Genomic DNA, 17,367 nt, shown 5'->3' with positions numbered 1-17,367 from the left:
CCGATTTGCGATAGGGACGGCCTGCCTAGATGTCCAATTCGACCCAGATCGGCACGTGGTCCGATGGTTTGTCGCGACCGCGAATTTCCTTGTCGATCTGACAATCCAGCAGCAGGTCGGCGGCCTGGGGAGTGAGCAGGAAATGGTCGATGCGAATCCCGTCATCTTTGTTCCAGGCACCAGCCTGATAATCCCAGAATGAATAATGCCCCGGCCCCTGATGACGGACACGAAAGGCATCGGTAAAGCCAAGATTGAGAATCCGCTGATAGGCAGCGCGGCTTTCGGGGCGGTACAGCGCGTCCTCTGCCCAGGCCTCGGGGCGTTTGGCGTCTTCTGCCTGGGGAATGATATTGTAATCGCCAGCCATCAGCGCCGGCATTTCATCCGCCAACAGCGCCTCGGCGCGGGCCTGCAGCCGTTGCATCCAGGCCAGTTTATAGGCGTATTTTCCACCTGGTACTGGCTCGCCCGCGTCGGTGAGTTCAACCGGGTTGCCATTGGGCAGGTAAAGACCGCAGATGCGGATTGCCTGCTGGCCGACAACCGTGGCCTCGATCCAGCGCGCCTGAATATCATCTTCATCGCCTGGCAGGCCCCGGCTGACATCCTCTAGCGGCAGCTTTGACAGGATCGCCACCCCGTTAAAGCCCTTTTGGCCATGGGTTTCCAGATTGTAGCCGCGATCTTCAATCAGCTCGCGCGGGAAGGCCTCATCCACTGACTTGATCTCTTGCAGGACAACCACATCAGGCTGCGCCTCATCCAGCCATTGCGGCAGGGCGGTGGCGCGGGCCTTGATGCCGTTGATGTTGAAACTGGCGATCTTCATGGCTGCGTCTCCTGCCTCGGCAAAGGGGTTGGGGTGGCCGATCTATCGCTGAATAGCGCGATAGGAGCAAGGGGGGCTGCCTACATGGAAAACGAGGTGCCGCAGCCGCAACTGGAGGATACATTGGGGTTTTCAATGGTGAAGCGGGCACCGATCAGCTCTTCGGTAAAGTCGATGACGGCATTTTCCAGAAAGGGCAGGGACACGGTATCAACCACAACCTTTTCGCCCTGGCCTTCCAGCACCAGATCATCCGGGTTGGGCGCGTCCAGGCCGATTTCGTATTGAAACCCGGAACAGCCGCCACCTTCGACCGCAATGCGCAGCGCCTGGCCCTGCGTTGCAGCGCCAATTTCGGTCAGGCGGGCAAAGGCCCGGTCGGTCACTTTTGGTGGCAGGTGCATGTGGTCTCTCCCGATGCTGTATTGCAGCGCACCTCATTATATAGAAAGGTGCGGCCCAGACGACAAGATTTCACTAGAGAAAGATTAGTCATGCATGCCTCTTATGCCACCAAGCCTGACCAGAGCCGGGGCAGGCTGATCCCTGAGGAGGAAAGCAGCTTTCGCTCACCCTATCAGCGAGATCGGGATCGTATCATTCACGCCAGCGCCTTTCGCCGTCTGAAACACAAGACCCAGGTCTTTGTCGAACACGAAGGTGATAGCTATCGCACCCGTCTGACTCATTCGATCGAGGTGGGGCAGGTGGGGCGCACCATTGCGGCGGCGCTGGGGCTCAATCAGGAACTGACCGAAGCGGTGGCGCTGGCGCATGATCTGGGGCACACGCCCTTTGGCCACACCGGCGAGGATGCGCTGCATGCGCTGATGCAGCCCTATGGGGGCTTTGACCACAATGCCCAGGCCATCCGTATTGTTACCTGCCTAGAGCGCCACTATGCGGAGTTCGACGGCTTGAATCTAACCTGGGAATCCCTTGAAGCCATTGCCAAACACAATGGGCCGGTGCAGGGGGTGCTGCCCTGGGCGCTGGCGGAATGTAACGCCGCGATGGATCTGGAGCTGCACACCCACGCCAGCGCCGAGGCGCAGGTCGCGGCCCTGTCGGATGACATCGCCTATAACAATCACGATCTGCATGATGGGCTGCGCGCCGGCCTGTTTGAGGATGCGGAAATCACCCATCTGCCCATCATTGGCGCGGCCTATGGCGCCGTTGATCACAAATACCCAGGCCTGGAGCCGCTGCGTCGTCGCCATGAAGCCCTGCGCCGGGTCTTTGGGGTGATGGTGGCGGATGTGATTGAAACCACAGGTCAGAACCTAGCTGACAGTGGGGTGGCCAGCGTCGAAGAGGTACGCGCCCTGGGGCGGCCTGTGGTGGCCTTTTCGCCAGAGATCTGGCGCGATTTGAAAGAAATCCGCGCCTTTCTGTTCCGGCGCATGTATCGGGCGCCATCGGTGATGGAGGTGCGCGCGCGCATGGCGGCAGTGGTCGAAGCACTGTTTCCGTATTATATGGCCCATCCCGATCAGATGCCGGGGCGCTGGCATGGCGATATTGCCGCCGCGCCAGACCAGGTGGCATTGGCGCGGATTACCTCGGATTACATCGCCGGGATGACCGATCGGTTCGCCCTGCAGCAATACAAGGCGTTGCGCGCCGCTGGCCTGATATCCTAGCGGCCTGACCTGAACCGCATGTTTTCCGGGCGACCTGCCGCTCTGGCGTTACCTCTGGTGCTGACTGGCCCTATGATCTGCGGCTGGCTTGCCGCTTTTTGTGCAAAACATCGGGCAGAGGGTACAATGACGGGAATAGCAGTAAGGCAGTGGCGCGTGACCTTTCAGGATGCCCCTGACATGGGCCGGATCCGGGCCGATAAGGCGCGGCGTGCTGCCCATATCGCTTTTGTGCGCAGCCGGGCCGAGTTGCAGATCGGTGGGCCTCTGGCGATGCGGCCCATGCAGGATTTTCCCGGTGCCATCTGGACGGTCTGTGCCGAAAGCCGCGCCGATGTGGAGCGCCTGATCGTTTCTGATCCCTATTATGTGGCGGGTCTGCGCCGCTATGTGATTGCGGCCCAGACCGAGGGCGCTGTTGGCGCGTCGGCGGGGTAGCCTGCGTCCAGCTTGGGGGCCGGTCGTGTGTCACGATGCCGGTTTGCGCCTGTTTCAGGCCGCTTCAGGGCTGGCCGGATGCCATAAAGGTTGACCCTTGGGCTAGGCATGATAAGCGCAAAGTCAAACCATCAAGCCGAACCAATGGGACGCCCCGAGATGAACCTTTTTTCCGATATCCGCGCACTGGTGATTGACAGCCTCACCGCGATGACCGCCGAGGGCGCGCTGCCCGAGGGGCTTGATTTTGCAAATGTGGCGGTTGAACCGCCGCGCGATGCGGCACATGGGGATATGGCAACCAATGCGGCCATGGTGCTGGCCAAGCCGGCCAAGATGAAGCCGCGCGACATTGCAAGCGCCCTGGCGGCCAAGCTGGATGCGGACGAACGGGTTGCCTCGGCCGAGGTTGCAGGCCCCGGGTTTCTGAACCTGCGGTTGGCCCCGGTTGTCTGGCAGTCGGTTCTGGGCGCGGTGCTGAAGGGCGGGCTTGATTATGGGCGCGCCGATGTCGGAGCGGGCAAAAAGGTCAATGTGGAATATGTCTCGGCCAATCCCACCGGGCCGTTGCATGTGGGCCATACCCGCGGCGCGGTGTTTGGCGATGCGCTGGCCTCGCTGTTGGCCTATGCCGGCTATGACGTCACCCGTGAATATTACATCAACGATGGTGGCGGTCAGGTCGATGTATTGGCGCGGTCTGTCTACCTGCGCTACCTGGAGGCCCACGGGCAAGAGATTGCCTTTGCCGATGGAACCTACCCCGGTGACTATCTTGTGCCGGTGGGGCAGGCGCTGAAGGACAAGGTCGGCGATGCCTATGTGGGCAAGGGCGAAGAGGTCTGGCTGGCGGATGTGCGGGAATTTTCCACCGATGCGATGATGGCGCTGATCCGCGAAGATCTGGCCATGCTGGGCATCAAGATGGATGTCTTCTATTCGGAGAAATCGCTGTACGGCACCGGTAAGATCGAGGCTGCCCTGGCAGCGCTTGAAAGCAAGGGGCTGATCTATCAGGGGGTGCTGGAGCCGCCAAAAGGCAAGAAGCCCGATGACTGGGAACCGCGCGAGCAAACCCTGTTCAAATCTACTGACCATGGCGATGATGTTGATCGGGCGGTCAAGAAATCCGATGGCACCTGGACCTATTTTGCTCCTGATATCGCCTATCACTATGACAAGGTCAGCCGCGGCTTTGATGAGCTGATCGATGTTCTGGGTGCCGATCACGGTGGCTATGTCAAACGGATGAAGGCGGCTGTCGCGGCCCTGTCTGATGGCCGGGTGCCACTTGATATCAAGCTGTGCCAGCTGGTAAAGCTGTTCAAGGATGGCCAGGAGTTCAAGATGTCCAAGCGGGCAGGCACCTTTGTCACCCTGCGCGATGTTGTGGATGCGGTTGGTTCGGATGTGACCCGCTTTATGCTGCTCACCCGCAAGAACGACCAGGGCTTCGATTTTGACCTGGACAAGGCGCTAGAGCAATCCAAAGACAACCCGATTTTTTATGTGCAATATGCCAATGCCCGGATCTGTTCGACCCTGCGCAAGGCCAACGAGGCAGGGATCGAGACTACGGATACGGTTCTGGACGGTGCGGATTTGGCGCAGGTCACCCATCCGGCGCAGCTCGCCGTGGCCAAGAAACTGGCGGAATGGCCGCGTCAGATCGAGATCGCGGCCCGCACCCATGAGCCGCACCGGGTTGCCTTCTTCCTCTATGATCTCGCTTCAGAACTGCACGGGCTGTACCACCTTGGCAAAAGCGAAACTGGTTTACGATTCGTTAACGAGAGCAGCCAATCGGCAACACATGCCAATTTGGCGCTGGCGCGCAGTGTTTCCATTGTTATTTCCGCCGGTCTTGGTATTCTAGGGGTGAATCCGGCGCAGGAGATGCGGTAACAAAATCGCCCAAACCGTCGGACAGAGGCAGTTCAAGAGACCCAAAAGCAATCAGGCGAGTTTTGGCGCGCCGATTGCATGGGCAGTGAGGCGGATTATGGCGTATTTTGCGCAGGCGGGCTCTGGTCAGCCCTATTCCCACGATAGCACCCGCGACGAGGGGGCTTCTGATCAATTTGGCCCGGCGCGCACTTCAGCCGGGGCAGTGGGTGGTCAGGCTGGTCCAATGGCCAGCGTGCAGCCGCAGATGACGCGTCCCGCCCCGGCGGCGCTGCGTGCCTCTGCGGCCAGCCCGTTTCCGGCGGAAGGCCCCGATCTTTATTCAAACTATGCGGCAAGCGAAGCCGGTCATGATCTGGGCCGGGGCAGGGCCTCTGTTGATCCGGTTGCCTTTTCTGCTGGTCAGCAGGCCCAGCCAAGATTGCAGGACTACGTCAGCGATGACTACAGCGTTCCCGGCATTGGCGCGCAAAGCTATGGTGGCCAGCATGCCATTGATCAGGCGTTTCCCGGCGAAGGCTATGCCAGCCAGACCTTTCCCAATCAAAACCATCCCCTGCAGGACAGCCCGGCGGTAAACGCGCAGCCGCTGAACACCACGCGGGATCAAGGCTACCATGACCTGGCCTATAGCGGTCCCGGCAGCGATGACCACGACGCCTATGGTGGCGCGGCTTCCCAAAGCTATGGCTACGATTATGCACAAGAGACCGCGCAAGACGGCTATGGCGATGCCGACTATGTGACATCCCCCGCCAACCCGGGCACCAGCATGGGCCGCACCGCCAGCCTGCTTGGTGCGGCGGCCTCATTGGCATTGGTGATCGGGATTGGGACCTGGGGCTATCAGCTGGTTATGCGTGATGTCAGCGGTGTACCGGTTGTGCGGGCAGTCGAAGGCCCGATGCGGGCGCAGCCTGATAATCCTGGTGGCCGTCAGGCAGATAACCAAGGGCTTGCCGTGAATTCAGTTGCCGCCAATGGCACTGCGGAAGCCCCCGCCGACCGGCTGACGCTGGCGCCGAAACCCATTGAACTGGCACAGGATGACCAGCCGATGTCGCGGCTGACCGCGCCAGAGGCGGATTTGCCGCCGCAAGAGATAAATCAGGCCGCAGCGGAGGCAGAGGCAAAGATTTCAGAGGCCTCGGTTACGGCCTACCGGAATGGCGATATTGATTCCCTGGTGGCGGAGCTCACCGATGGGGTCCAGCCGCTTGGCTCTGCCCAGGAGACCGCTGCCGCAGCGGCACCTGCGATTGTGCAGCCAGCTCCGCTGAAACCCGTTGAAATCGCGGCCATTGGTACGGCAACTGCGCCGTCTTCGGCCCTGTTGAACGCCCCCGGCGTCAAGGTGTCGCTGCGGCCCAACCTGCGCCCGGCGCGTTTTAGCCCGGCTGCTACGGCCTCTGCCAGCCCTGCGGCTGCACGGACCACCCCAGAGGCCGATCCCAAGAGCCTGGAGCCGGGCACGCGTCTGGCCCAGCTAGGCGCCTATGAAAGCGCTGAAGTGGCCCGGGCCGAATGGGATCGGATCTATGCCCGCTTTGAAGATTACCTAGAAGGCAAGACGCGGGTGATTCAGCGCGCTGAAAGCGGTGGGCGTACCTTTTACCGGTTGCGCGCCATGGGCTTTGAAGGGCTGTCTGACGCGCGCCGCTTTTGTTCCACTCTGGTCGCGGGCAAGGCCGACTGCATTCCTGTGACAACCCGCTGATGGCGGTGGGCGCAACCATTCTGGATGCCGAAGGGCTGGTACTGACCGCGGCCGAGAAGGCGTTTTTCCGCGATGCCGATCCTTTTGGCTTTATCCTTTTTGCCCGCAATATCGAAAGCGCGCCGCAGCTGCGGGCCCTGTGTCAAGAGCTGCGCGATGCGGTGGGTCGGAACTGTCTGATCACCATTGATCAAGAAGGCGGACGGGTACAGCGCCTGCGCAGCCCGCTGGCGCGCAACTGGATGGCGCCACTGGATCATGTGATACAGGCCGGTCCGGGGGCCGAACGGGCGCTTTATCTGCGTTATCGCCTGATTGCTGCTGAACTGCACGCGCTTGGGGTCGATAGCAACTGCGCCCCGGTCGCTGATTTGCTGACTGCGCAGACCCATCCTTTCCTCAAGAACCGTTGTTATGGCGACAGTGTCGAACAGGTGGCGCGTCTGGCGCGCGCAGTTGCAAATGCCCATCTGGATGGCGGGGTCCTGCCAGTGCTGAAGCACATTCCCGGCCATGGCCGGGCCACCGCGGACAGCCACAAAGACCTGCCACGCGTCGCTGCCCCACTGGCTGAACTGCAGGCGCAGGATTTTGCCGTCTTTCAGGCGCTGCGCGACTTGCCGCTGGGGATGACGGCGCATCTGGTCTATCAGGCGCTGGACAGTCAGCCTGCAACGATCTCGGATACTGTGATGGGGATGATCCGGCGCGACATTGGCTTTGACGGGCTGATAATGACGGATGATATCTCTATGAAGGCACTGGCTGGCGCTCCGGCTGAGAATGCCGCCGCCGCCCGTGCCGCAGGCTGCGATCTTGTGCTTTATTGCAATGCCCCGCTGGACGCCCGCCGCGCGGTAGCCGAGGCCGCAGGCGAAATGGATGCGAAGGGGCAGGCCCGTGCCGCAGCGGCCCTGGCACAGCGGCTGCCGCCCAAGCCGCTTGACACAGAGGCTGTTGAAGCCGAACTTACCGCCTTGATGAGCGGAAAGGTCTATGTCTGAACAAAATCTGTTTCACGAGGTCACCGCGCAATCGGTCGAAGAACGGCTGGCGGCCGAGGCGCTTATTGTTGATGTCGACGGATATGAGGGCCCGCTTGATCTGTTGCTGACGCTGTCGCGCACCCAAAAGGTGGATCTGCGGCGAATTTCTGTCCTGGAATTGGCGCGTCAGTATCTGACATTTGTAGACCACGCCAAGGAACTGCGGATTGAGCTGGCGGCGGATTATCTGGTGATGGCGGCTTGGCTTGCCTATCTGAAATCCCGACTGCTCTTGCCGCCTGATCCCAGCGAGGAGGGGCCTTCCGGGGCCGAACTGGCGGCGCATCTTGCTTTTCAGCTGGAACGTCTGCAAGCGATGCGCGATGCGGCGGCCCGGTTGATGGGGCGCGATCAGTTGGGGCGCGATTTCTTTTCCCGCGGCCAGAATCAGGATGTTCAGCGCATTCGCACTGTCACCTATTCTGCCAATCTGCTGGATCTGATGCAGGGCTATGCCCGTATCCGTACCAAGGATGACTTTCGCCCCTTTGTGATGGATCGCGACAGTGTCTTTACCATGGAAGAGGCCTTGGAGCGGATGCGCGCTCTCATCGGCTTTACCGGCAGTTGGACCGATATGCTCAGCTATCTGCCGGATGGCTGGCACAAGGATCCGGTCAAGCGGCGCTCGGCCACGGCGGCGACCTTTGCGGCCTCGTTGCAACTGGTCAAAGAGGGGCGGCTGGAAATCCGTCAAAGCGATAATTTTGCGCCTATTCAACTGCGCAGCCTGGATGAGGACCCTTGATGGAGACCCCGACCGCCCACAATACGCCAGAGCCGCCGCAGGACAGCGACAGCCTGTTTGACGCGCCTCCCATTGCCGAACAGGAACGCATGGTCGAGGCGGTGCTGTTTGCCAGTGCCACCCCTGTCACCCTGCGTGATCTCGAATCGCGGATGCCGCATGGCTGCGATCCACGCGCCGCCATTGAGCATCTGCGCAAACGGTATGAGGGGCGCGGAGTGCGGGTTGTTCGCGTCGGTGATGCCTGGGCCATCCGCACTGCACCTGACCTTGGCTTTTTGATGCAAAAAGAGATCGTCGAGACCCGCAAGCTCAGCCGGGCGGCGATCGAGACCCTGGCGATCATTGCCTATCATCAGCCAGTGACCCGGGCCGAGATCGAAGAGATTCGCGGCGTGTCGGTGTCGCGCGGCACCGTTGACCAACTGCTTGAGATGGAATGGATCCGCATTGGCCGCCGCAGGATGACACCAGGGCGGCCAGTTACCTTTGTGGTGACGCCGGTGTTTCTGGATCACTTTGGCCTTGAAAGTGCCCGTGATCTGCCCGGGTTGAAAGAGCTACGCGCCGCTGGATTGCTGGAAAACAGACCACCGCCCGGATCGCTTCCCATGGGCGAGGGGAGCGATGAGGACAGCGAGATGGGCGAGCAGCCGGAGCTGTTTGGCGACTAGGGCGTGGCGTGCAAAACGGCACCCGCCTTGCGCGGCTTGCTTTGGGCCTAAGACGATCCCCAAAGGTGGTTGGCTGCGTCAAGGAATTGCCCGATTTGCTTGTTAGGTCGGAGGGAACGCCGTCAGGCAGAGCCAGCCCGGACATGGGGCTTGAGCCGAACACAGGAGAGCCGGGATGAACCTCGATATGATCGTGAAAATGGTGATACGCCGCCTGCTGGGGAAGGCCGTGAATGCCGGGGTTGATGCGGGCCTTGGCGCGTTTTCAGGGCGAAAACGGCGCCGTGGGCGCCACGCTGCCTCTGATGACCGGATTGAAACACCCGCCGAGGCAGAGGCGCGGGCTGAACGCGACCGGATTCGCGCCATCCGGCAGGCACGCCGGGCAAAGCGCAATCAGCAGGGGTAATCCTGCCCTTGGCACCACGCTGACGGCCGCCGCAAAATTATTGCGGTGATTTAAAGTGCTTGGACAGTTTCAGCCCCTGGCCCTGATAGTTCGACGCAATGTCGGCACCATAGAGCTGCTCTGGCAGGCTGGCCATACGTTCATAGACCAGGCGGCCCACCACCTGGCCATGTTCCAATACAAAGGGAGCCTCGTGGCAGCGCACCTCCAGCACCCCGCGAGAGCCACTGCCGCCCGCCGCATCATGGCCAAAACCGGGATCAAAGAAGCCGGCATAATGCACCCGGAATTCACCGACCATGGCAAGATAGGGGGCCATCTCTGCGGCATAGGCAGGGGGAATCTGTACCGATTCGCGGCTGACCAGAATGTAAAAGGCACCAGGGTCCAGGATGATGCGGCCAGAGGTGCTGTGCACTTCCTCCCAGTAGTCCTGCGGATCGTATTCGCCGATGCGATCCAAATCAATGACCCCGGTATGGGGCTTGGCACGGTATCCCACCAGATCGGTGCCCGGCAGCCGCAGATCGACCGAAAAGCCTAAGCCGTCCTCGATCACTGCTGTGCCATCCACCAGCGGGCTTTGGGCGTGCAGTTCCGCCAGTTCATCGTCCGTCAGGACGGCCTGGCCCTGGCGGAACCGGATCTGGTTCAACCGCATGCCAGGGCGCACCAGCACCGAGAAAGAGCGCGGGCAGATCTCGGCATAGAGTGGTCCGGAATAGCCCGGTTTGATGCGGTCAAATTCAACCCCGCCATCCGTGATGGTACGGGTCAACAGGTCCAGCCTCCCGGTTGAGCTTTTGGCGTTGGCCACCGCAGAAATGCCATCGGGCAGGCAGAGCGCCTCCATCAGGGGCACCAGATAGACGCAGCCCTTTTCCAGCACGGCGCCATCCGACAGGTCAATGCGGTGCATCTCAAATTCGCTGATGCGATTGGCAACACTGCAGTCCTTGCCGGCGAGAAAAGAGGCACGCACCCGGAAGGCAACCGTACCCAGCCGCAAATCAAGACTGGCGGGCTGGATCTGCCCTTCGACCAGCGGGATCGGGCTGGTGATCTCAGCTCGGGCAAACATCTGCTCAATGGCTTGGCTGGGGAGAACGCCGGTCATGATCCATTTTCCTTTTGGTCGGGGCTGCCGATATGCCAAGCGATAGCAGCAATCAAGAGATTTTGCAAAACCTTGCAAGGCTAAGAAAGGAAAAGCAAAAAACCGCCTGAGTGATGAACACTCAGACGGTTTTTGGTCGGGCTAGCAGGACTCGAACCTGCGACCTTCCGTCCCCCAGACGGACGCGCTACCAGGCTGCGCCATAGCCCGCTGAGGACGGGTTCTACTGTATTTCGCGGCAGGGGCAAGGGGGTAATTTCGGTTTTTTTCCTGTCCGGCGATTATTTTAGCGTTGCGACGCGATTGCGCGCAGTTCGTTCAGGCAGACTGCGGCCTCGTCTTGTACATGCGCTGGTAAAGACTTGGTTTGCGCCAGCAAGATCAGCACATCGGCAAACGGCGAGGGCGGCAGCTGCTCTGTTGCGGCACCAAGTACCAGGTCACCCTGTAGAGGCACATCAGATGGCGCGTTGTCCAGCCCCTGCGCTTGCGGCTGATCCTGGACAGGAGCAGTCTCTTGCTCTGCTACTGCGGCGTCCGCCTCTGCCATCGGGTCCAGATTTGGCGCATCCACTGCTGCCGCAGCGGCGGCGCTGTCATGGTCCACAGGATCTGGTTCAGCTGCCAGGCTGTCTGGCGCTACTGCATCAGCGGCCGGGCTGTCAAAAACGGGGCTGCCAGGCCGGGGCGAAGTGTCAGAGTCCGGTTCTACATCAAGAATTGGCAAGACGGTCTCGGCAGCAGGCGCTTCGATCGGTTGGGCCGCTGGGGCGCCGGGCTGCATGGCTGTGCTGTCCAGGGGGGCCTCGGCTGGTTCGGAGTGGCCATCAGGCACCGGTGCCTCTGCACCGCCGTCTTGTGGTGCAGATTCTAGGGGCGCACCTTCAACAGCGGCTGGCATTGCGGCTGGTTCCGAGGCTGCCGACGAGTCGTGCAGCGGCTGCTTGGGTGGCTCTGTGATAGAGGGTTCTGGCTCTGGCTCTGGCTCTGGCGACGCGGGCGCAGCAGGGGCAGGCGTATCGAGCAGCATATCCATCTGTTCAGTTTCGGCAGCCGACGATACTGGCTCTGCCCCAACGGGGGCGGGCGTGACATCAGGCATTTTCCCGGCGACTGACCTTGGTTCCGAGGCATCATTGGTTGTGGTTGCCTTGGATGTGGATGCTTCGGAGAGACGCGCCCATTCTGTATGCGTGGAAGGGGTAAAGGGGGGGCTGACCGTCTCAGACGGGGCACGCGTCTGAGCTTCATCGCCCAGGTTCGCCGCCCTTTCGGGCGGGGTTGCTGCGGCTATGGGGGGGGCGGTATCTGATTCTGCGCTATTCCCAGCAGTGGCGGCAGCAGTGGTGGAACCTGCCTCCTCGGATGGCGGCCCATCCGCGTCCAGCCCATGGGACAGCTGGCTGACATGGCCAATGCCAAGATCACGCAGGATTGCCTGCACATCTTTGATCGACAGGCCATCTGTATGCAGAAGTTTTCGGATGCCACCCAAAAGCAACATGTCGGCAGGCCGGTAATAGCGCCGCCCACCGGCCCGTTTTACCGGCTTGATCTGTGTGAATTTGCTTTCCCAAAAGCGCAAAACATGGGCCTGCACGCCGAGCCAGTCCGCGACTTCGCTGATCGTGCGAAAAGCGTCTGCTGATTTTGACATCTTGATGGTTCCAATGATCTTTGCTCTGGGACGAGCGTGTTTAACCTGGTCCTACCCGGAGCCCCGGAGCAGACAGGGTAGGCCGTATCTGTATCCGTCGTGTGGCGCAGCCGCGCAGCGTTACTTGCGGTTGCCGTCTGCCACCCGGTCCTTCATCAGGTGCGACGGGCGGAAGGTAAGCACGCGGCGGGGCTGAATCGGGACTTCCTCTCCGGTTTTGGGATTGCGGCCAACGCGGGCAGATTTATCCCGCACGCTGAAGGTGCCAAAAGATGAAATCTTGACTTGTTCGCCCTTCACCAAGGCATCGGACATGTGTTGCAACATGCTCTCTACCAGCTGCGCACTTTCGTTTCGAGACAGGCCGACTTCACGGAAGACAGCTTCGCTCAGATCCATTCGTGTAAGAGTTTTTTCGCCCATGCTAATCCCCATTGTTTGTCAAATCATAGGGGCAGGGGAATTTCCCTGTCAATATCAATGAATTGCAGCCGGCTTGTTTCCCGGCTCATAGGCTACCAGCGCAACACCACCGCGCCCCAGGCCAAGCCACCGCCAATTGCCTCGGTGACGATCAGGTCTCCGGGCTTGATTTGACCGCGTGATTTGCCAACTGAGAGCGCCAGCGGAATAGAGGCTGCAGAGGTGTTTCCGTGGTCCTGCACGGTCACCACCACATTGTCCATAGACAGGCCCATCTTTTTGGCAGTGCCTTGAATAATGCGGATATTTGCCTGATGTGGCACAATCCAATCGACATCGGCGGTTGTCAGATCAGCACGCTCCAGCGCGGTTTGGGCTGTCTTTGCCAGCTTTTCTACGGCATGGCGAAAAACCTGGTTGCCCTGCATCCGTAGGTGACCGGTATTTTGGGTCGCGACGCCGCCATCCACATAGAGCAGATCTTTATAGCGACCATCGGAATTGAGATCGGTTGAAAGAATGCCGCGATCATCCGTGTCGCCTGGCTGGTCTTGGGCTTCCAGCACCAAGGCACCCGCGCCATCGCCAAACAGCACGCAGGTAGAGCGGTCGGTCCAATCCATGATGCGGCTGAAGGTTTCAGACCCGATGACCAGGACCCGGTTTGCCTGGCCGGATAGGATCAGCGCGTTGGCATTGGTCAGCGCATAGACAAAACCGGCGCAGACGGCCTGCACATCAAAGGCAAAGCCGTTGGTCATGCCCAGATTGGCCTGCACCATGGTCGCCGCAGAGGGAAAGGTCAGATCCGCCGTCGAGGTCGCCAGGACAATGGCATCCACATCCGACACATCCAGGTCGGCGTCTTTCAGCGCATTGAGCGCCGCGGCAGTGGCCATATCAGAGGTGGTTTCGCCTTCGGCAGCAAAATGACGCCGTTCAATGCCAGAGCGCGAACGAATCCATTCGTCGCTGGTATCCAGAGAGGCCTCGAACTCGGCGTTTTCCACGACCCGCTCAGGGAGATAATGTCCTGTGCCAACCACTACTGCGCGTCGCGTCATTCTTTGCCTGCCTTTTGGAATTATTTGGAGGGATGTTCGCCATCCGAGGTGAGATTACCATCTTGGGTAAGCTCGACGGCAGATGCAACCCGCGCAGCCAGCTTTTCTGCAAAGCCCTGCTGGGCCAGCAGGAATGCGAGCTTGACCGCTGCGGAAACGCCTGTGGCGTCTGCGCCGCCGTGGGATTTGACCACTGTGCCGTTCAGGCCCAAAAAGACGCCACCATTGACGTGGCGGGGATCCAGCCGTTTGGCCAGCCGTGCCAGCGACGTATAGGCAAGTACCGCAGCAATGCGTGACAAAATCGAATATTCGAAAGCTTCACGCAGGGCGCTGCGCAGCATGCCTGCCGTGCCTTCGCCGGTTTTAATGGCGACATTTCCGGTGAACCCATCGGTGACGATCAGATCAACCGCATCGCCAGGAATGTCGCTGCCTTCGACAAAGCCGACAAAGTCATAATCTGCCGTGGCGGCCTGGGCTGCGATCAGGGCATGGGCCTCTTTCAGCTCGGCGTGGCCTTTGTGTTCCTCGGTGCCCACATTCAGCAGGCCCACACGAGGGCGGCGAATATTCATGGAATTGCGCACGTAAGAGGTGCCCATCAGGGCATATTGCAACAGATCCTGTGCATCGGCGCGCACATCGGCGCCGACATCCAGCATCACGTTGAACCCCTGCGGATTGCGCGAGGGCCACAGGATGGCGATGGCCGGGCGATTGACGCCTGGCATCTTGCGCAGACGCAGCATCGACAGCGCCATCAGCGCCCCGGTATTGCCACAAGAAACGGCGCCGGCGGCCTCACCCTGTTTGACCGCCTCTAGAGTGGACCACATAGAGGTGCCCTTGCCATTGCGCATCACCTGGCTGGGCTTGTCGTCCATCGTGACAACCTTTTGGGCATCACGCACTTCTACCCGCCCCTGCAGGATGCGACGTTTATTGACCAGGGGGGTCAACTCATCGGCGGGGCCATGCAGCAGAAACCCCAGCTGGGGATTCTTTTCCGCAGACATGGCAAGGCCGGCCACCACAACAGCAGGGCCGGCGTCTCCGCCCATGGCGTCAACCGAGATCACAATGCGGTCGGCTTTTGTCACTGATTGATCGGGTTTACCCGTCATGCAAAAGTCCGCCCCGCAAGATGTGTGATCGTCGCGATCTTATGCCGCGTCTTCGTCGATTTCGACGTCGTCATTCATGGCAACAATTTCTTTGCTGTCATAGTTGCCGCAGGAGGGGCAGACGTGGTGGGGACGCTTCAGTTCGCCGCAGCTTGAACATTCGTTTGGATTTGCAGCAACCAGAGCATCGTGCGCGCGGCGGTTGTTGCGGCGCGACTTGGATACTTTATTCTGTTGGACGGCCATGTCTCAACCTTCGTATTTTGGGGCCTTGGGGTCATGCCCGCGGCGCGTTTCACATTTAATCGTCTTGATCGGTAGGCGAGCGTTTAGGCCGCAGCCTCTCCGATGTCCAACCAAAAATTTCGATGAGCGCGCGAAAATACTTAGAATCTCCGACGGCGCAAGCTGTTTTTTAGGCCAGTCGGGCGGCCGATGCCACCCGCAAAACCACTATTTTCGAGTTTTTTAACCCTTATCTTCTGGCGACAGTTGTTTCTTCAAGGACGCGAGTCCAGCAAAAGGTTTGGTGTCTTCGTCGCGCAGGGGGATAACCCCAGGTTGACTATAGACAGTTTCTTCCAGCTCGGCACCTTCCTTGCGCGGATAGGCGGGAATCAGCAGCGATAGCGCCTCGATCATCACCGCATGCGGATCAATTGTCTCGCCAAGCGGTTCGATCCGTTCATCCGCGACCATTTCTACCTCTGGATCATCGGGTTCAGAGAAGTCAGAGACAAAAAAGCGTTCGACCTTTTCATCGATTCGGGTGGTGACAGGTTCCAGTGTCACAACGCAGTCCTGCTGAACGGTGGCACCCAGATGCGCACTAAGCTGCCAATCGTGCCGCCCCTTGGTGCTGATCGTGCCGGTAAAGCGCAGCTTTCGCAGGGCCTTGATATCAAGTTCATCGGCAAGGGCCTTCAGACTTGCTGTATCGGGGCTCAGATCAAAGGTGGTGGCCCTGTTCTGTGGCAGTTCGGACACCCTCAGGGCGGTGCTATCAGTCATGGTTAGAACTTTCGTTTCTTGAACAGGAGGCTTGCATTAGGTAATCGGGTTCCAAGGCGTGTTCAAGCCAGAGGCGAGACAGTGGTGTGGGGAAGATGATGAATGCACAGAAAAATAGGCTGAAATCGGTGGGGAAATACGCTGCCTGGGTGCTTGCAGCCGCAGCCCTCACAGCCTGCTCCGCGATCTACCAGAAACATGGCTACGTGCCGACCTCAGAGCAATTGGCCGAGGTGGTCGTTGGCGTGGATACCAAGGATTCTGTTGCGGAAACCATTGGTGAGCCAGGCGCATCGGGCGTTTTGAACGATGGCGGTTACTACTATGTCGCGACCCTGATGCGCACCCGCGGGGTGAGCGCAACCAAACCGGTGTCGCGTTCCCTGGTGGCGATCAGTTTTGATGACAAGAATGTGGTTTCCGGTGTCGAACACTACAGCCTGGAAGACGGGCGGGTGATTCCGCTTGAGCGGCGCGTCACCAGTTCCAGCGTGCAGGACAAGACATTCCTGCGACAGCTGCTTGGCAGCCTTGGGAACTTCTCGCCTGGCTCGTTTGTCGAATAAACGGCAGGGTTTTGGATCCGGGGGGCGACTGAATGGATTTCACCCTGGGTCATTCCTTGCCTGAACCTCGCCTCACCCCCGGCAGGCTTTGCCTTGGCAGAAGGAGCCTGCAGGGTGGCTGAGACAGGTTTGGGGCGGCCTTCCGGTATGTGCGGGGGCAAAGAAAATCTGCTGTTGCAGCGCAGCGGCTACCGTGCGCGTTTTGCCATCGGGGCGCAGGATTTGATGGCGGCCCGGCAGCTGCGCAGCCGGTGTTTCCAAACCGATGGGCTGGACGGCGATGCCTATGATGCTGTGTGCCAGCATATCCTGATCGAACACGACCGCACCGCCGAGCCTGTCGGCTATTTTCGCAGCTTGCTGCTGCCGAATGGCGCGCAGATCGACAAGAGCTATTCGGCGCAATTCTATGATCTTGCAAATATTTCCAGCCGCGATGGCGCCGTGATGGAGTTGGGGCGCTTTTGTATCGACCCGGATTGCCGGGATGCGGATGTTGTGCGCTTTGCCTGGGGCGCGGTGGCGCTGTTGGTAGATCGCCACGATGTTGGTCTGCTTTTTGGCTGCACCTCGTTTACCGGCACCGATCCTGGCGCCTATCTGGATGCTTTTTCGCTCTTGCAGCAGCGGTATCTGGCGCCGCTGTCTTGGGGGCCGGGAGCAAAATCGCCTCGGGCGCTTGGGTTTGCGCAGGTCTTGCAGGGCCGTGCCGCGCTGGCCGCAACGGATCTGCACGCGGCGCAGGCACAACTTCCGCCACTGTTGCGCAGCTATCTGGCAATGGGGGGGCGGGTCAGCGACCATCTGGTGGTCGACCATGACCTGGGCACCTGCCATGTTTTCACGGGGCTGGAGGTCGACGGGGTGCCGAGGGTACGACAGCGCCTGCTGCGGGCGATCACACAAGGGCACTGAACCGTGGCACTGATCTGGCGTTTCGACCCAACAATGGCGCGGAGCGTTGACCTCAGGCCCGTCGCGGTTTAG

At 60.2% G+C, this 17,367-nt stretch carries 19 protein-coding genes and 1 tRNA gene; 10 read left to right on the top strand and 10 right to left on the bottom strand.

The features are described 5' to 3' along the window. Nucleotides 1-25 precede the first annotated feature (25 nt). Nucleotides 26-832, bottom strand: a complete 807-nt coding sequence (gene xth, locus P2081_RS05565) for an exodeoxyribonuclease III (RefSeq protein WP_278921872.1) — start codon at nucleotides 830-832, stop codon at nucleotides 26-28. An 80-nt stretch (nucleotides 833-912) separates the two neighbouring features. Continuing rightward, nucleotides 913-1,236: a HesB/IscA family protein gene (locus P2081_RS05560; protein WP_232400813.1), complete on the bottom strand. Its 324-nt coding sequence runs from the start codon at nucleotides 1,234-1,236 to the stop codon at nucleotides 913-915. A gap of 90 nt (nucleotides 1,237-1,326) precedes the next feature. On the opposite strand from P2081_RS05560, the gene P2081_RS05555 reads away from it, so the two are divergent. The 8 genes from P2081_RS05555 (at nucleotide 1,327) to P2081_RS05520 (ending at nucleotide 9,415) form a co-directional block, all read left to right on the top strand. Then, a complete protein-coding gene (locus P2081_RS05555; protein ID WP_278921871.1) occupies nucleotides 1,327-2,478 on the top strand; it encodes a deoxyguanosinetriphosphate triphosphohydrolase in 1,152 nt (383 codons plus the stop codon). Nucleotides 2,479-2,604: 126 nt separating this feature from the next. Further along, a complete protein-coding gene (locus tag P2081_RS05550; RefSeq protein ID WP_278921870.1) occupies nucleotides 2,605-2,916 on the top strand; it encodes a YciI family protein in 312 nt (103 codons plus the stop codon). 159 nt (nucleotides 2,917-3,075) lie between these two features. Continuing rightward, on the top strand, nucleotides 3,076-4,821 hold the full coding sequence (gene argS / locus P2081_RS05545) for an arginine--tRNA ligase (RefSeq protein WP_278921869.1): 1,746 nt from the start codon (nucleotides 3,076-3,078) through the stop codon (nucleotides 4,819-4,821). 97 nt (nucleotides 4,822-4,918) lie between these two features. Beyond that, nucleotides 4,919-6,538 (top strand): SPOR domain-containing protein, encoded by a 1,620-nt coding sequence (locus P2081_RS05540; protein ID WP_278921868.1) that lies wholly within the window; start codon nucleotides 4,919-4,921, stop codon nucleotides 6,536-6,538. Then, nucleotides 6,538-7,542 (top strand): beta-N-acetylhexosaminidase, encoded by a 1,005-nt coding sequence (gene nagZ / locus P2081_RS05535; RefSeq protein ID WP_278921867.1) that lies wholly within the window; start codon nucleotides 6,538-6,540, stop codon nucleotides 7,540-7,542. Before P2081_RS05540 ends, nagZ begins: the two co-directional genes overlap by 1 nt. After that, the gene (locus P2081_RS05530; protein WP_278921866.1) at nucleotides 7,535-8,332 is read left to right on the top strand and encodes a segregation and condensation protein A; all 798 of its coding nucleotides are present in this window, start codon (nucleotides 7,535-7,537) and stop codon (nucleotides 8,330-8,332) included. The genes nagZ and P2081_RS05530 overlap by 8 nt, the downstream gene beginning before the upstream one ends. Then, nucleotides 8,332-9,006: an SMC-Scp complex subunit ScpB gene (gene scpB, locus P2081_RS05525; protein ID WP_278921865.1), complete on the top strand. Its 675-nt coding sequence runs from the start codon at nucleotides 8,332-8,334 to the stop codon at nucleotides 9,004-9,006. Before P2081_RS05530 ends, scpB begins: the two co-directional genes overlap by 1 nt. Nucleotides 9,007-9,181: 175 nt before the next feature. Next, nucleotides 9,182-9,415 (top strand): hypothetical protein, encoded by a 234-nt coding sequence (locus tag P2081_RS05520; protein ID WP_278921864.1) that lies wholly within the window; start codon nucleotides 9,182-9,184, stop codon nucleotides 9,413-9,415. A gap of 37 nt (nucleotides 9,416-9,452) precedes the next feature. Here the strand turns inward: P2081_RS05520 and P2081_RS05515 are convergent, their stop codons facing one another. The 8 genes from P2081_RS05515 to P2081_RS05480 all read right to left on the bottom strand — a co-directional run bounded on the left by P2081_RS05515 (nucleotide 9,453) and on the right by P2081_RS05480 (nucleotide 15,814). Then, nucleotides 9,453-10,532 (bottom strand): 2'-deoxycytidine 5'-triphosphate deaminase, encoded by a 1,080-nt coding sequence (locus P2081_RS05515; protein WP_278921863.1) that lies wholly within the window; start codon nucleotides 10,530-10,532, stop codon nucleotides 9,453-9,455. A gap of 133 nt (nucleotides 10,533-10,665) precedes the next feature. Next, a tRNA-Pro gene (locus P2081_RS05510) sits at nucleotides 10,666-10,742 on the bottom strand. 76 nt (nucleotides 10,743-10,818) lie between these two features. Continuing rightward, nucleotides 10,819-12,189 carry a MerR family transcriptional regulator gene (locus P2081_RS05505; protein ID WP_278921862.1) on the bottom strand — a complete coding sequence of 457 codons (1,371 nt, stop codon included), beginning with the start codon at nucleotides 12,187-12,189 and terminating at the stop codon, nucleotides 10,819-10,821. Nucleotides 12,190-12,309: 120 nt separating this feature from the next. After that, nucleotides 12,310-12,612 (bottom strand): integration host factor subunit alpha, encoded by a 303-nt coding sequence (ihfA, locus tag P2081_RS05500; RefSeq protein WP_278921861.1) that lies wholly within the window; start codon nucleotides 12,610-12,612, stop codon nucleotides 12,310-12,312. A gap of 92 nt (nucleotides 12,613-12,704) precedes the next feature. Continuing rightward, nucleotides 12,705-13,676 (bottom strand): beta-ketoacyl-ACP synthase III, encoded by a 972-nt coding sequence (locus tag P2081_RS05495; RefSeq protein WP_278921860.1) that lies wholly within the window; start codon nucleotides 13,674-13,676, stop codon nucleotides 12,705-12,707. Nucleotides 13,677-13,696: 20 nt separating this feature from the next. Then, the gene (gene plsX / locus P2081_RS05490) at nucleotides 13,697-14,803 is read right to left on the bottom strand and encodes a phosphate acyltransferase PlsX (RefSeq protein ID WP_278921859.1); all 1,107 of its coding nucleotides are present in this window, start codon (nucleotides 14,801-14,803) and stop codon (nucleotides 13,697-13,699) included. A 39-nt stretch (nucleotides 14,804-14,842) separates the two neighbouring features. Next, a complete protein-coding gene (gene rpmF, locus P2081_RS05485) occupies nucleotides 14,843-15,049 on the bottom strand; it encodes a 50S ribosomal protein L32 (RefSeq protein ID WP_027240639.1) in 207 nt (68 codons plus the stop codon). Nucleotides 15,050-15,271: 222 nt separating this feature from the next. Further along, nucleotides 15,272-15,814 carry a YceD family protein gene (locus P2081_RS05480; RefSeq protein ID WP_278921858.1) on the bottom strand — a complete coding sequence of 181 codons (543 nt, stop codon included), beginning with the start codon at nucleotides 15,812-15,814 and terminating at the stop codon, nucleotides 15,272-15,274. A gap of 98 nt (nucleotides 15,815-15,912) precedes the next feature. On the opposite strand from P2081_RS05480, the gene P2081_RS05475 reads away from it, so the two are divergent. Together P2081_RS05475 and P2081_RS05470 are read left to right on the top strand one after the other, a co-directional pair. Beyond that, the gene (locus P2081_RS05475) at nucleotides 15,913-16,380 is read left to right on the top strand and encodes an outer membrane protein assembly factor BamE (RefSeq protein WP_278921857.1); all 468 of its coding nucleotides are present in this window, start codon (nucleotides 15,913-15,915) and stop codon (nucleotides 16,378-16,380) included. Nucleotides 16,381-16,494: 114 nt separating this feature from the next. Beyond that, a complete protein-coding gene (locus P2081_RS05470; protein WP_278921856.1) occupies nucleotides 16,495-17,295 on the top strand; it encodes a GNAT family N-acetyltransferase in 801 nt (266 codons plus the stop codon). Nucleotides 17,296-17,367: the final 72 nt, after the last annotated feature.

The sequence above is a fragment of the Pseudophaeobacter profundi genome, assembly GCF_029697505.1.
Classification (GTDB): Bacteria; Pseudomonadota; Alphaproteobacteria; order Rhodobacterales; family Rhodobacteraceae; genus Pseudophaeobacter; species Pseudophaeobacter profundi.
The sequence above is the reverse complement of the archived record's forward strand: the minus strand, read 5'-3'. Positions and strand labels throughout refer to the sequence as shown.